At 43.3% G+C, this 14,902-nt stretch carries 10 protein-coding genes; 9 read left to right on the plus strand and 1 reads right to left on the minus strand.

Features of this window, described 5'->3' with window-relative positions; genetic code table 11:
• Positions 1 to 5: 5 nt before the first annotated feature.
• Positions 6 to 479, minus strand: coding sequence for a flavodoxin domain-containing protein (locus tag BY457_RS15630; RefSeq protein WP_106154268.1), 474 nt, complete (start codon positions 477 to 479; stop codon positions 6 to 8).
• 491 nt (positions 480 to 970) lie between these two features.
• Between BY457_RS15630 and BY457_RS15635 the strand changes: the two genes are divergently transcribed.
• The 9 genes from BY457_RS15635 (at position 971) to BY457_RS15675 (ending at position 14,502) form a co-directional block, all read left to right on the plus strand.
• On the plus strand, positions 971 to 2,905 hold the full coding sequence (locus BY457_RS15635) for a PAS domain-containing protein (RefSeq protein WP_106154269.1): 1,935 nt from the start codon (positions 971 to 973) through the stop codon (positions 2,903 to 2,905).
• A gap of 92 nt (positions 2,906 to 2,997) precedes the next feature.
• Entirely contained in the window at positions 2,998 to 3,936 is a 939-nt protein-coding gene (locus BY457_RS15640; protein ID WP_106154317.1) for a hypothetical protein, read from the plus strand.
• A gap of 31 nt (positions 3,937 to 3,967) precedes the next feature.
• Positions 3,968 to 4,453 carry a sigma-70 family RNA polymerase sigma factor gene (locus BY457_RS15645; protein ID WP_106154270.1) on the plus strand — a complete coding sequence of 162 codons (486 nt, stop codon included), beginning with the start codon at positions 3,968 to 3,970 and terminating at the stop codon, positions 4,451 to 4,453.
• A 32-nt stretch (positions 4,454 to 4,485) separates the two neighbouring features.
• Entirely contained in the window at positions 4,486 to 5,349 is an 864-nt protein-coding gene (locus BY457_RS15650) for a FecR family protein (protein ID WP_106154271.1), read from the plus strand.
• Between the two features lie 47 nt (positions 5,350 to 5,396).
• Positions 5,397 to 7,859, plus strand: coding sequence for a TonB-dependent receptor (locus BY457_RS15655; protein ID WP_258176766.1), 2,463 nt, complete (start codon positions 5,397 to 5,399; stop codon positions 7,857 to 7,859).
• Between the two features lie 445 nt (positions 7,860 to 8,304).
• Positions 8,305 to 10,446 (plus strand): P1 family peptidase, encoded by a 2,142-nt coding sequence (locus tag BY457_RS15660; RefSeq protein WP_181256506.1) that lies wholly within the window; start codon positions 8,305 to 8,307, stop codon positions 10,444 to 10,446.
• A 668-nt stretch (positions 10,447 to 11,114) separates the two neighbouring features.
• On the plus strand, positions 11,115 to 12,119 hold the full coding sequence (locus BY457_RS15665) for a histone deacetylase family protein (protein ID WP_106154274.1): 1,005 nt from the start codon (positions 11,115 to 11,117) through the stop codon (positions 12,117 to 12,119).
• 438 nt (positions 12,120 to 12,557) lie between these two features.
• On the plus strand, positions 12,558 to 13,436 hold the full coding sequence (locus BY457_RS15670) for a glucosaminidase domain-containing protein (RefSeq protein WP_106154275.1): 879 nt from the start codon (positions 12,558 to 12,560) through the stop codon (positions 13,434 to 13,436).
• A gap of 19 nt (positions 13,437 to 13,455) precedes the next feature.
• Positions 13,456 to 14,502 carry a polysaccharide deacetylase family protein gene (locus BY457_RS15675; protein ID WP_258176767.1) on the plus strand — a complete coding sequence of 349 codons (1,047 nt, stop codon included), beginning with the start codon at positions 13,456 to 13,458 and terminating at the stop codon, positions 14,500 to 14,502.
• The last annotated feature ends 400 nt before the right edge of the window (positions 14,503 to 14,902 follow it).

A 14,902-nucleotide genomic window follows, 5' to 3' on the forward strand; every position in this document is an offset into this window, starting at 1 on the left:
GGATGTTAACTCAACTCCCGAACCAGTTGATTGATCTTGTCATGTTTTAGCCTTGAAACGGAGTCGCTTACTCCGGCTATTTTTCGTGTCATCGCTTTTTCAATAAAATTCATCTCTTCGAAGAGATATTCCCCGCCAACCAAATGACAACTTTTGGCGTGGTTGCGTAAATCTTCGGGGAAGGCTCTGTGCATTTGCTCCTCTGCTTCCTCTTCAAACATGCAGCAAAGAAACAACCCCAGATGTTTCCGTAGCAGCAGGTTTCGGTGTGATTTTAGAAATTTCCTCAATGATTTACTGATGGTTCCGGCATGGATGGAACCACCTACGATTATTTTGTCGTATAACTCGAGGTCTGTTTCTTCTTTCTGTCCGGCCATTATAAGTGTTACTTCATTTGGCGAAAGCAGACCGGCTATCTCTTCTGCTACTTTGCGGGTTGTTCCATGCTTTGAGGTATAGATGATTGCTGTTTTCATTTCACTGATTGTTATGACTTTAAAGGTTTAGATTTAAAGCCGGATCGATGATGTTTCGTTGTTTTCAGTTCCTCGTTATACAAAAATATTAAAGTTGGCCGGACTTCCTTTCTAAAGATTGAATTTTTGTATTTTCTAATTTCTGTAAAAGCTTTTACTAGTGGCCGGAGAAACATGTTTTTTGAAAGGAGATTGCTTCGCTTTGCTTGCAATGACACTGTCTTTCATGTTTTAAGCTGGGTTGGTAGGGATTGATTTTCGGCTTTACCGAAAATCAATCCCTACCAACCCTAAATATCCTTTAAAGTCCCGTTCATTGCGAACGTAGTGAAGCAATCTCAAATTTTTAACCGGACACCAATGAAAGGCTTTATATTTCTCTTTAAAAACCTTTGTGGGAAACAGGATTACAGCGATTTTAGGATTTTGGGTGTTTACAACTCCGTTTTTTTGTGTAACTTATTCAAGTTAGATTTTTAAATTCTTAACTTATGAGCATCCGGGATGAATTAAACCAGGCTCAACATAAGATTGCCCGGCTTGAAAAGCAACTTGCCGGGGTACAAGCCAGGGAATATGATCTTCTGAATATCATCAGTAAACTAGACAGTCATATTTATCGAATTATCAAGGAAAGCGGTGAGTATTATCCCCGGTTCAGTGAGGGAGGGATTGCCCGAAAATACAATTTTCAGACTCACCAGCTTGGAGGAAAATCCCTGAGATCATTGCTGGGAGATGTTGCTTATTTTCAGTTAAAGCCACATTATGATGAAGCATTTAACGGTGACCCAACGGAATACAGGGGGTTTTTACATGATAATCGTTATTATTCTGTAAAGTTGGTGCCTTCGAAAGAAAATGATGCTGGAGAGGTGATTGAGGTGGTGGGGATTACACAGGATATTACCGAGATACACAAATCAGAGGAAGAGGTTCAGAAGGTGTCTGATGTTTTGAACCGAATTATTGAGCATAACCCTTATAGTATTCAGATCCTGGATAATGAAGGGTATCATATTCGATCCAATAAAGCCTTTATGGATCTTTTTAAGACAGAACCGGACAAAGGATGGTCGATTCTGAAGGATGCCCAGATTAGAGGTGGTGGATTGCAGGAACAACTCTCAAAGGTTTTTAATGGTAAGGTGATTCAGACTCCTCCTATTTGGTACAATGCACACCTGGTGGATAATAGATATCCTGATAATCCCAGATGTATTGGTTCAGTAATGTTTCCGGTTTTCCTTTCCGACGGTAATCTTGAATATATTGTGTTGATGCATGAAGATATTACCCACCGGATAAATGCAGAGGAAAGCCTGATGAAAAACAGTGAGCGGATGCGGCATATGCTCTCTTCCAATCCGGCTGTTATTTATACTTCCGAAGCTAATTCTCCGTTTCAATGGACTTTTATTAGCGAAAATGTCACTTCACTTACAGGATTTCAGCCTTCCGATTTTTTGCAAAATGACAGTTTTTGGACAGATCATTTGCATCCGGATGATCAGGAAAAGGCGATTCCATTATTGGAGAAGTGTATTGAAAAGGGACATTGTGTGACGGAATATAGGTTTCGTTGCAAGAATGGAAACTATATCTGGATGCTGGACGAGACCCGGCTCATTTATGATAAGGAAGGTCAGCCTGTTGAGATGATTGGTTACTGGGTAGATATTACCAACCGGAAAAAAGCAGATCAGGAGTTGTTGCTGGCCAAAGAAAAGGCTGAAGAATCTGATCGTCTGAAGTCAGCTTTTCTGGCCAACATGAGTCATGAAATCAGAACACCTATGAACGGTATCCTGGGATTTGCCGATTTGTTGAAAGATCCGCATCTGACGGGTGAGGAGAAAGAAGAATATGTCGGAATTATTCGAAAAAGCGGACACCGGTTAATGGGAATTATCAATGACCTGATCAATATTTCTAAAATTGAATCGGGCCAGATGGAATTGAAACCTGAGCCTGTGAACATCAATCAGCAGATGACTTATTTGTATAAATTCTTTTTGGTAGAGGCTAAAGGAAAGAATCTGCAATTCGAAAAATATTGTCCCATGGATGATTCTGAAGTTTTTGTAACCACCGATAAGGAAAAATTGTATGCCATTCTGACCAATATGATCAAGAACTCTATTAAGTTTACCCATCAGGGAGGCATTAAATTTGGCTATCAAAAGAAAGGTCAATTTTTTGAGTTTTTTGTGTGTGATACAGGTATCGGAATCAGCAAGGAGAATCAGCAGGCTGTACTGGAGCGCTTTATACAGGTTGATTCCGGGTATTCAAGCGGTTATGAAGGGGCCGGATTGGGTTTGTCTATTTCAAAGGCCTATATCGATATGCTCGGAGGCAAAATAAGAATTGAATCAGAATTGAGTAAAGGCAGTACTTTTTTCTTTACGATTCCTGCCCGGTGACAGAAAAAATGAAAAAAAAGGTAGGGTAAAATCTTTTTCATGCGGTATCTCTATAAAAGCTATTGTTAAAAACCGATTTTAAAATTAAAGCCATGAAAAAGTTATTATTTAGCTTGATGCTGGGATCCGCGATGATTTTTACGGGTTGTAATGAGGATGATGAGATCATCCCGGCCAGTGATTTTGTAACACCTGATTTTTCAATGACAGTTGAGTCAGTGATTACTACTGATGTTGCCATTCAGGACGCTATCGAATCAGTAGATTATGAAGTGGATCTTTTTTCCGGAACTGCTGCTACTCTGGAAGGACTGAGTGCGGATGCCGGAACAAGTGCTGATTTGAAATCAGGAACCGGAGATCAATACCGGAATCGCTACAGATTGGGCGAAGCTCCTGATGTGAATGTTGATCAGAATGATGGTGATTTTCCGAAAACCATAACACTGGATTATGGCGAGGAAACAGAACTGGAAAACGGAAGAATTATCAGCGGGTTGGTGGAGATTGTTATCTCTGCTCCAATGAACACTGAAGGTGCAACTCGTACCGTGACATTTACCAGTTTCAGCGTTGATTCATTGGTGATTAACGGAACCATTACCAAAGAGCTTGTTAGTCTTGATGACGGCCGTGTAGTACATATTGTACGTGATCTTGTGGTGACTTTGCCCGACGGAACTGAGGTTGAATGTTATGCAGATCTTGAGCGTACCTGGAATCAGGGGATGGGTACTCCCTTTAATTTTGGTGATGATCAAATGAGTATCACCGGATTTGCCAACTGCCAGGATTCTGATGGCAATGAATACCGTCGTGAAATCCGTCAGGCATTGCAGCTCAGGGGCGATTGTCGCTATATTGCAGAGGGTGAAGTGATGTATTCTGCAAATGGCCTGGCTTTTGGTTCTCTGAATTATGGTGATGGTACCTGTGACAATACCTGTGAAATGACAGCTTCCAGAGAGCAAAAGCGATTTGCCGTCGGTAAACGTGTCAGGGAACAAGCCGGGAAAGGTGGTCAGAATTAGTTAGTACAATAATGTAAATTTAATTCCGGGTGTGACACGAGAAGATTTTAAATCCTTGTTTGATGCGAATTTCAATGGACTGCGCAATTATCTTTATTACCGGTCGGGAGACAAAGAGCTCGCCACCGATATTGCTCAGGAGTGTTTTCTCCGCATCTGGGAAAAACAGCCAAAAGGAGACCCTGCCAAATTAAAGGGTCTCCTCTTTAAAATAGGACACGATATTTTTATTAGTGAGTACCGACACGCTCAGACTGTTGCCAATTTTGCTTTTCAAAACAATGACCATCGGGAGGAGTCAGATTCCCCACAGGACGAATTACAATACCAGGAACTGGAAGCAAAATATCAGCGGGCCTTGCAATCAATGTCAGATAAGTTGAGGGTGGTTTTCCTTATGAGTCGCGAAGAGGAACTTAAGAACCGTGAAATAGCAGAGCGACTTGGGGTTAGTGTCAAAGCAGTGGAGAAAAGGATGACCAAGGCGCTTAAGTTTCTAAAGGAGACTCTTTTATGATTTTTCTACTGATGGATTTTTAAAATAAAGAGATGCAAAAGCATAACTTACATAAAAGCTCTGAAAAATCCGACAGATTCAACGATCTTCCCGGACTGGATCTATCCTACGAAAGATCTGCGGATAAGGTTTGGAGCGAATTGTCCCAAGTTATCCAATCGGATAGAACAATCACTCCGGAGCCGGTATCTTCCCCTTTTTTACAGCAAATCTGGTGGGTTGCTGCTGTTATTTTGGTACTGCTTGGATCCGGAATGTTTATGAAATTGTACACTACTGATGTTGTTGCTACGTATGGAGAACATATTACCGCAAAGCTGCCGGATGGTTCCTCTGTGGAATTAAATGCCGGTTCCCGGGTTAGTTATCAGCCCTATTGGTGGTTTATGAACCGTGAGGTGGAGATGACAGGAGAGGTTTTCTTTGACGTAAGAGAAGGGAGAAAATTTAGTGTGAAATCTTCTTACGGAACAACTTCTGTGCTGGGAACAACTTTTAATATTTATGCCCGGAATGACGATTATCAGGTGACCTGTTATTCGGGTAAAGTGCGGGTGGAGGCCTCCAAAAGCGGACATTTATTGGAAATAACGCAGCTGGAGCAGGCAACCCTCACAAATGAGGGCGGTTTGCGCCTATCGGTTTTAAAGAACAGGGAAGAAGTGGTTTCGTGGAGAAATGAGATGTTTATGTTTACTGCCACGCCTATAGAAAAAGTATTTGGTGAAATAGAGCGTCAGTATGCAGTTGAGATTAAGCTCGATGACCTTCCGGATTATCTTTATTCAGGAAATTTCTCACGTAAGGAGTCTATCGACCGGGTGTTGAAAATGGTTTGTCGCCCTTATGGATTGATATATCAGAAAACAGATAATGGATATCGAATAACTGAATGACTAAAAATTTATAGACGGACTCTAAAATGCCGGTTAAAAGAGGGTTGTTGATTCTTTTATTAATGTTTTACCTTGGCTTGTCTCAACTTCAGGGGCAGGAATACAGGGTTGAGTTCACGGAAAAACCGCTGAACAGGGCTCTTATTGAACTTCGTCAGCAATATTCGCTTCGTTTTTCCTTTGATGACCGTAATTTGTCTGCGTATTTTATTTCTGTATCCGGAACTTTTTCTTCGGTGGATAAATTGCTGAATGCTCTGTTGGCCGGGTTACCGCTTCAGTGGGAGTTAATGGGGAATGTGTATGTTATCTTTCAGGGGGCTAAGGGTATTCAGCCTTCCCGGTTTTTAATTGCAGGCCAGGTGCTTGAAAAAGGAACAGGTGAGCCCCTGGCTTTTTCACATATTCAGATTGGCGATCATAGTCTTGTCACCGATGTTAAAGGATCTTTTAGTTTTGTTTCCGATGAGGATTCGGTTTTTAGTATGAAAGCATCCCACCTGGGATGTTTTGTCGTTGATATACTTCTGGCACCGGGGAGCAATCACAAAATTTTTTTGACACCCTTTTCTTACGATTTGCCTGAGGTAATTGTCAGGGACAATATTGTTGCCCGGTCGGTTCAGGTGGGTGAGCGTCCCGGACTCATCAGCCTGAATACCTATATTGCTGATTACTTGCCCGGGAATGGCGACAATTCCGTTTTTAACCTGTTGCGTCTTCAGCCCGGAGTTGTAGCTGCCGGAGAGCAGGCCGGTGATCTGATAATCTGGGGTAGTTACGAGGGCACCAGCCGGGTTAAGTTTGATGGAATGACCATTTGGGGGCTGAAAAATTTTAACGACAACATCAGTGCCATCAACCCTTTTATGACAAAGAGTGTGGAGGTTTTAAAGGGAGGTTTTGATGCTTCTTTTGATGATGTAGCAGGTGGATTGGTAAATATTGCAGGAAAAACCGGCAAGAGGCAACGGGCTGGTTTTCATTTTTTTATCAACAACGAGACTTTGAATGGAATGGTGGAAACACCTTTGTCTGAAAAATCATCTTTAACGTTGGCATATCGGCAAACGTATTATGATTTGTTTGATGCAGAGGATGTTGATAACAGTGACCTGGAATATCGAATAGCGGTAAAACCTGATTATCGTTTTCGTGATTTTAATGCCAAATATGCTTCTCATCAGGATGACGGAAGCTTGTTCTACATCAGTCTTTTGGGTGGAGATGACGATTTTTCTTACACGGCAGAGCAGGAGCGACAGCGAAATACCATATATCAAAGCACTTCGGAGGAGAATCATCAAATAGGAGGAAGTGTGTATTGGGGCAAAAACCGAAAAAATGGCGACCATTTTCAGATCAAAGGCGCCTGGTCCGGCCTTTTTTCCACCTATGGTGTGGAGCGTAACATCTCCAATAACCGTTTCAATCGTCAGTTTTCCGGAATTGACAAGAATACTGAAACCAATGTGGGAGAGGGGAACTTAAAATTTGATTATGGTTTTCAATTGCTGGATAATCAAAGAATCTCATTTGGACTTGAAGGCATAAGCAACACCTTGTCTATTCAAGAAGATTCTTCCAATCTCACAGTTCTGGATTCAGAGTACTCGGCAATGCGGATTGCCGGATTTGTAAAGGATAAAATACCGTTGCTGCCAAGGATTGTTTTTCAACCGGGACTCAGATACAATTATTCTTTTTATACCTCTTCAGGATATCCGGATCCCCGCCTGGAGCTGATTTATGAGTCCCAGGGAGCTTTTTCTGCCAGTGCTGCCTGGGGTGCATATCATCAGTTTATTGTTAAAAGTTCGCTGTATGATGAAACGGGAAACTTCAGATATGTATGGACTTTGGCTGATGGAGAGGATATTCCGGTTCTGGAGGCGCAACATTGGGTGATGGGGGCTTCCTGGAAAAGGAATGATTTCACAGCAAATGTTGATGCCTTTTACAAAACGGTGAACGGTCTGACTCGTTATGTGCGCTTCAATCAGTCGGAAGAGAGTGTGTACAAAGGAGAAGGCTACAGTCTTGGAGTGGATGTGTTTTTGAAGAGAGATTTTAATGCGAATACCATTTGGATTTCCTACTCCCTTGCACAGGCAAAAGAACGGTTTTCTTATTTTGTGCAGGATGACTATCGCCGTGCCCCTCACGACCAGCGGCACGAGCTGAAAATTGCAGGGTTGATGAGGTTTTTTAAGCGCTTCCATTTTTCTGCTGCTTATGTTTATGGAAGCGGGTTCCCCTTGTATGCCAACTATTTGAGTGAAGAATATACGGAACCCGATTATTCCCGTCTGGATGTGGCTTTGTTTTACCGGTTAATGCGAGGGAATGTTAAAGCACAGGCAGGTATTTCGTTGCTTAATGCACTTAATCACTACAATGTAAAGTACATTAGTTTTGAGCAGATTCCTCTTGACCAGCTATATACGGCATACATTGATGCTGAAGCGGTAACCTTCACTCCCCTGTTGTTTCTGAAATTTGAGTTTTGAGAAAGGGGCAGAAATTTGTTTCCTGATGATGTTTCTGAGTTTATTTTATTGACTTTTTCTTCAAAAAGGGCTTAGCTTTAATTAGAAGTTTCTGTCCATAAAGTACCACTTGCGTCGTTACGCTTGCCGCCAAAATACTCATTTACGATTAGTAAACTCCGTTTTTGGCGGCTTCGCTAGCCTGGCAATTGGCACTTTCTGACCAGAAACAGCTCTAAAAACAGAAGTTGCTTAGTTTATGGACAAGCACTAAATAGAGTCTGTCTATAAACTAAGCAAAGTTTCTCAAGTTCGCTGTTTCTGTTCAGAAAGTTCCGTTTACAAGGCTTGCCATTAGCGGAAATGCGGAGTTTACTTGAGTAAATGAGCAATTTCCGCTAATGGCGTAACGCAGTAAACGGGACTTTATGGACAGAAACTATTTAAACTCAAAATGGCCTTTCTTATGCGTATCACGATCGCCTACAATCTGCGCAGTGACGATTCAGAAGCTACTGCGGAGCTGATATCTGCCGAAGATATCGACCGGATTTACAAAACCATCAGCAGTCTGCAACACACCGTTACTGTTGTGGAAGTATCGGGTAAACCGAATGAGGTCATTGAACGGCTTCTGGATAGTGAACCGGAATTGATCTTTAATCTGGCCGAAGGAACCATCGGAAGTTCCCGGGAAGCTTTTTATCCCGGACTTTACGAACAAATGGGGGTGCCGTTTACCGGAGGAAATGCCTCGTTGCTGCACTTAAATCTGGATAAGCATTTGGCAAAAACGGTCCTCGCTTCACGAGGAATTCGGGTTCCACAGGGTGTTTTGCTTACTCCAAAGGATAATATTCTTCCCGATGGACTTAATTATCCGCTTATCATTAAGCCAAATTCCGAAGGGTCAAGCATCGGTATTTCGCAGGATTCGGTGGTGGAGACCCCCGAGGCAGCTAAAAAACGCATCCGGGAGATGCTGAGCCATTATCCTGCAGGGTTAGTGGTGGAGGAGTTTATTACCGGACGTGAACTCAGTGTCCCGTTTCTTGAAAATTATCCCGGGAAGATTCTCGATATTGTTGAGCATACCTTCGACCTGAGCAAAACAGGAGGGAAATACAACATTTACGATTATGGATTAAAGCAGGGAACTTCTGCCGCTGATTCCGTGCATGTTGTTTGTCCTGCCCGTATCAATGCTCAGGAAGAAAAGGCAGTTCTGGAAATGGCCCGGCAGGTATTTGATATCATGACCTGTCCCGACCTGGGGCGTGTGGATATCCGTCTGCATTCCAATGGTCAGCCCTATTTTATAGAACTCAACCCATTGCCCAGCCTGCATCCCGATGCATCACTGATGATGGCAGCCGGCACCCGGGGATTGGAGTTCCGGGAAGTTATCCGGTTAATAATCCGGTCTGCTGCCCGACGGTACAGAATTCCTTTGCGTCAGCCCCGGAAAAGTGTGACAAGTGATTACCGGTCAGGAGAACAAAGACCGACTGCCAGAGAATTGGGCATTCAGGTGGGGCGGTTACAACCCGGCATCCAAAATGCCATTACAGATGTGAAGGGGGTACGCGTGGGGCATTTTACACGTATTGAGGATAATGTTCAGCTTCCCGGGCAGATGGAAGCTACCAGTGTGCGAACCGGTGTCACTGCGATCCTGCCTGCCGGTCATGCTTATACAAATCGTTTGGTGGCAGGCGGCTTTATTCTTAATGGGGTGGGCGAAATGGCCGGATTGACACAGGTTATCGAAACCGGATGGCTCGAAACGCCTGTAATGCTTACCAATTCACATTCGGTGGGACGTGTACATGCCGGAGTAATCAATCAGATGATAAAGAAATATCCCAGCCTGGGAACCGAAACGGATGTGGTTCTGCCGGTTGTAGGAGAAGCCGATGACTCATTTTTGAACGATGTACGGGTAGGGAGTTGCAGTGCTCAGGACGCCACAAGGGCCATGGAAGCAGCTACCGAGAAAGGTTGTCTGCAGGGGTCGGTGGGGGCCGGCGTGGGGATGACCAGCTTTGATTTTGCTGGGGGTATCGGAACGTCCTCTCGCATCATTGATATGCCCGAAGGTGGTGGATTTACCGTGGGTGTATTGGTATTGTCCAATTTTGGGAAGATGCGGAATCTGACCATTGACGGGGCTGTAGTGGGAAAACAGCTGGACAGTGAATTTGATTATGCAGGCCGCCGCGAAATGTCTGAGGGTTCAGTGATTGTTGTGGTGGCCACCGATGTGCCGTTAATCAGCAGTCAGCTGAACCGCCTTTCCAAACGGGCTGCCCTGGGATTGGGGAGAACAGGTAGTTATGCAGCTTCAACCAGTGGGGAGATTATCGTGGCCTTCAGTACCGGAAACCGAAAGCCGCGACCATCGCCTTCAGGCAGTAATTTTATTACGCTGAAATGTATTTCGGATTATCACATCAATCTGGTATATGAAGCGGTGGTGGAAGCCACAGAAGAGGCAGTGCTCAATGCCATATTTTGTTCTGGCGGAATGAGCGGTCGCCTGCAGCGCTGGTGTCCTGCCATTCCCCACGATCGGGTACTCGAGATTCTGCATAAAGGAAATGGGTAAATCGGGCTAAATCAAGTAGAGGTGTTCAAAAATAGAATTTTTAGGATCGGTTGTTCTCTGAACAGGTTTGGCGGATTCTTTGGCAAGCAAAGCAGCTAAGTTGAGCGCCGATCAGATAATGGACACAGAATGGCGGATCGGAATCCGCCAAACCTGATAATGCAATAGGTAAAGTAGTCAAGAATCTCTGGGTGGTTAATGTTCAGTATTTTTTTTATCAGTAAATAATTTATCTAACCTGGTTTATTCGTAAGTTTTTGTTGTGAGATGTTGAAATGCCAATAAATTAGGGCAACCGCAGATAAAATTGATGAAGGAAATAGTAAACTATTTTCAAGTCACTTTTATCGAGGACGCCTGAATTTAGCAGGCAGTTGAACATCGTAACAGATAATTTATGAATAAACTATGCTAAGTTATTGGTCTGATGGAACTCGCATGGTTGATTGTTTACATTCTCTTTTGAGGCAATCGTTGCCTTGCCTGTTTCATTGGTGTCCGGTTTGTGAATTGAGATTGCTTCACTACGTTCGTAATGACGAGCCTTTGCAGGATATTGAGGGGTGGTGGGGTCATTGCAGACAATCGTGATTTTTTTAATAAACTTCTGCCTTAAAACTCATTATCTTATTTTAAATCTCTAACTTCTAATCTCTAACATCTAATTCATGATCGTCATAGAAAAATACAACGACAGTCTTCACAATCCCTACTGGAAATTTCAGCTGGGACCTGAGGCTTACGAAATTAAGGACACCCCCATGCGGGTGGAAGCAATAAAAAAAGTACTTCGGGAAGATAAACGCTTTAAGTTTGTCACTGCCAGGGAGTTTCCCGAGCGGTACATTGCCAAAATTCACCCCTATCACGATTACATCAAAAAAACGGCAGCGTCGATGAAGGAGGGTGAGGAGTTTTATCCCGATTTATTCCCGGGAGAAGGAGCACATCTGCCCAAGGTAGTGGATTCCCCGCTGTGGGGAGGTATCTGGTGTACCGATGCGGTGACGCCCATTACTCAAAAAACCTATGATGTTGCCAGAGCTTCGGCAGAGACAGCCCTGACAGGGGCAGAGATGCTGCGCGACCACAAACAAAACCGGGTTTATGCATTATGCCGGCCATCGGGCCATCATGCCGGACCACGGGTGTTTGGGGGTTATTGTTACTTCAATAATGCAGCAACAGCTGCTGAGTATTTGTTGCCCTCGGGGACGGTGGCCATTGTCGATCTGGATTTTCATCATGGAAACGGCACTCAGGAATTCTTTCAGGAAGTGAAATCTGTTTTTACTGCTTCTATTCATTGCGATCCTTCCATTGAATATCCTTATTTTTGGGGTTATGCTGATGAAAAGGGGAAGGGACAGGCTGTGGGAACCAATCACAACGAGCCGCTTCCCAAAAAGACGGAACTGCACGAATATCTTAAGGCTGTGGGGCGAATTGTAGAGAAAATCAGAGCCTATCAACCGGCTTTTTTGATTATTGCTGCCGGTTTCGATACACACGAAGACGATCCCATCGGGGGATTTAATTTGCATACCCACGATTATTTTGAGATCGGAAAAGCGTTTAGTTTGCTCAATATACCAACATTAATTTGTCAGGAAGGGGGATACAATACAGCAACTGTTGGCGAGTGTGTTAAGAACTTTTTGCTGGCGTTTTAGAAGTAACATAATTGTTACGCAATTATTTTTTTGTCCACGAATTTTACGAATTTTGGAGGATGTCAAAAAAGTTAAAGTTTCAGAAAACCGAAAACCATCCTTGCTAACGCAAGTGTGTATTTCAAAAATTAACACAGAGCACGCAGAGTTTATCACAGAGACGCACAGAGAAAAAATGGACTTTTTAGACTGCCTCATTAAACGGCATCGCCGTTTTTAAATAAAACTGTTGCTCGGCTCTGCCGCTTTTTTTCAGGAAAACAGTTATTTAGCCCAGTTTATCCGTTTTATTGCAAGGATTGATAAAAGCAAAATGTTTTTTTAAGGCGTTATCGAACTCACTTTGTTTGTTTCGGGTGATCTCCACGGACAGGCACCAATGCTTTGGCTAAGTTTTAGTATATTGGAGACATTGGAAAAGTAAATAAAAACAACTAAATGTTGAAAAGAATTAAGGAAAAACTATCGTGGCGTAATGGGCTGTTGGTTGTGGGTGGCTTGCTGATTGTTGCCTTTTTTGCATATATCTTGTTCAAAATTCTCGTGCCCCATGCAGGCAGCCCTGTCATAATTGCTGATATTAATACTGCCGATTCTATTGTGATCCATTCTGACAGTGTGGTGAAACCGGTCCTTTATTCACACGTGCCTGACTTATCAGAACTGTCTGTCAAAGACCGCAAGAAGCGATTTATTCATCTGATGCTGCCGGCAATTCTTCTGGCACAAGAGAAAATAGCCGTCGAACGGATTCAGGTTGAGCAACTTCTTGAAAATGCGAAGGAGCAAGGTTTTTCTTCCGAAGACAGCGTAAAGCTGAATCGTTTTTTGGAGAAGTTTAATGCCCAAAACGAGCGGGATTTGCTCAACCGTCTGCATCCGCACCCCTTAAGTATTATCCTTGCACAGGCTGCCATTGAGAGCGGATGGGGTAGTTCCAGGTTTTTTAAAGAGGCCAACAACGCTTTTGGAATTTGGTCCTACAACAGTAATGAGCCGCGCATTGTGGCGGGGGAGTCGCGAGGGGAGGACGCGATTTTTCTGAGAAGCTATGACACACTTTTCGAATCGGTTTATGATTATCTTCTGGTGGTAGCAAGGGGGCATGCCTATAGGGATTTTCGAAATATCCGAAGGAAATCTCAAAATCCGTATCGGTTGATCTGGTTTTTAAGCAATTATTCCGAGAAACGTCTGGGGTATGTTTCATCTCTGAGAACAATAATCGAATTCAATGATTTTATTCAATATGACCATTACCGGTTGGAGAAAATTGATAGAAATGATGAAAACTGGAAGAAATTGCTGGATTCATAGATTTATAATTTTCATTTTCTTGCCATTAACTGCTGCTTGCGCTGGCAATACATCAGGAAACAGTTCTGCCGATAACCCCGGGGAACCTCTTTGGCAACTGGTGAACAAAGATTTTGAAGTGGTAAGTCTGGTTTATCATCGGTTTGGTGATGCCCGGTATCCCTCCACCAATACTTCTGTGTCGGTTTTTGAAAAACATTTGAAGTATCTATCCGACAATGGATTCAAATCCTACACGGTTAGTGAGCTGCTGAATGATACATCCGGGCTGGCTGACGATAGAAAAAAGGTGCTCATAACGATTGATGATGGTTTTGCTTCTTTTTATGAAAATGGCATTCCTCTGTTGGGAAAATACAAAATGAAAGCCACGTTATATGTTAATACCGAAAGTGTGGGGTGGGGCGATTACATTAGTTGGGACCAGTTGAAGGAACTCATGGAGAAAGGGGTGGAGATAGGTAGTCACTCGCATCGGCATAATTATTTTGTGGATGAACCCGATTCTTCAAGAGCCGACATTTTTGAAGCAGATTTGCTGAAAGCGGAATCTCTTTTCGAGGAGCATTTGGGAATGATTCCCAAAACTTACGTTTATCCTTATGGAGAATTTTCTGCCGAGATGGTGGAGGTGGTAAAAGACCATGATTACCTTATTGCTTTCGCTCAAAATTCGGGAGTAATGAACAATGCATCTCATCCTTATGCCGTACCCCGCTTTCCGGTGGCCGGCAGTCATGTTTCCATGGAGCAGTTCATCAGCAAAGTGAATATGCATCCGGTTAGAGTTGGTAAAGCCGAACAGTTGCCTCTAATTGTAGCTTCAGGAGAGCAAATAGATTATTCAATAGAGCTTACCGGTGACAATTTGGGCGGTCCGTTTAATTGCTTTATAGGCGGGAAATCATCTCCCCAAGCCGTCAGACGTGATGGAGATCAGCTAACTTTTTCCTTCAGCGTGCCGGCAGGCAGACGACGTACTCCGGTTACTATTACCACCCGTGACAGTGACGGTCAGTGGTATTGGTTTTCGCGGCTGTTGATAAATCCGGAAGTGGAGGAGTAGAGGCATGGAGCTTGGGGCTTGGTGCAGAGAGAGACGCGTTGAGCCATGAGCTACAAGCCAATAGCTTAATTCTTAGTTAATGGCTTTTTGTTGTTAGGGCAAATAGCTTGGGATATGGTATTGTCACAATGCTTTTCAGGGGAACCAGCACCTACGGGGGACCAGTTTGGTGGTAAAGGCGTTTCTATGAATGGAAAATTACGGATGAACGGAACAACAATGTTCATTTTGCCTGGCAATCACGTTTCCACGACCATATTATCCGAAATGATGCAGAATATCAGCGAATAAAAAATTACATTATCCGCAATCCCACAAAATGGCATGATGATTCATTGAATACATAATGTGAAGACGTAGTGTGTTATGTCTCCTGATCAACCAAGCTATAATGGCCGCA

The organism is Marinilabilia salmonicolor (assembly GCF_003003035.1).
Classification (GTDB): Bacteria; Bacteroidota; Bacteroidia; order Bacteroidales; family Marinilabiliaceae; genus Marinilabilia; species Marinilabilia salmonicolor_A.

Excerpts from the sequence above, each read along its gene's own strand:
- BY457_RS15630 (WP_106154268.1), bottom strand. The coding sequence starts at position 479 with ATGAAAACAGCAATCATCTATACCTCAAAGCATGGAACAACCCGCAAA.
- BY457_RS15635 (WP_106154269.1), top strand. The coding sequence starts at position 971 with ATGAGCATCCGGGATGAATTAAACCAGGCTCAACATAAGATTGCCCGG.
- BY457_RS15640 (WP_106154317.1), top strand. The coding sequence starts at position 2,998 with ATGAAAAAGTTATTATTTAGCTTGATGCTGGGATCCGCGATGATTTTT.
- BY457_RS15650 (WP_106154271.1), top strand. The coding sequence starts at position 4,486 with ATGCAAAAGCATAACTTACATAAAAGCTCTGAAAAATCCGACAGATTC.
- BY457_RS15660 (WP_181256506.1), top strand. The coding sequence starts at position 8,305 with ATGCGTATCACGATCGCCTACAATCTGCGCAGTGACGATTCAGAAGCT.
- BY457_RS15665 (WP_106154274.1), top strand. The coding sequence starts at position 11,115 with ATGATCGTCATAGAAAAATACAACGACAGTCTTCACAATCCCTACTGG.
- BY457_RS15670 (WP_106154275.1), top strand. The coding sequence starts at position 12,558 with ATGTTGAAAAGAATTAAGGAAAAACTATCGTGGCGTAATGGGCTGTTG.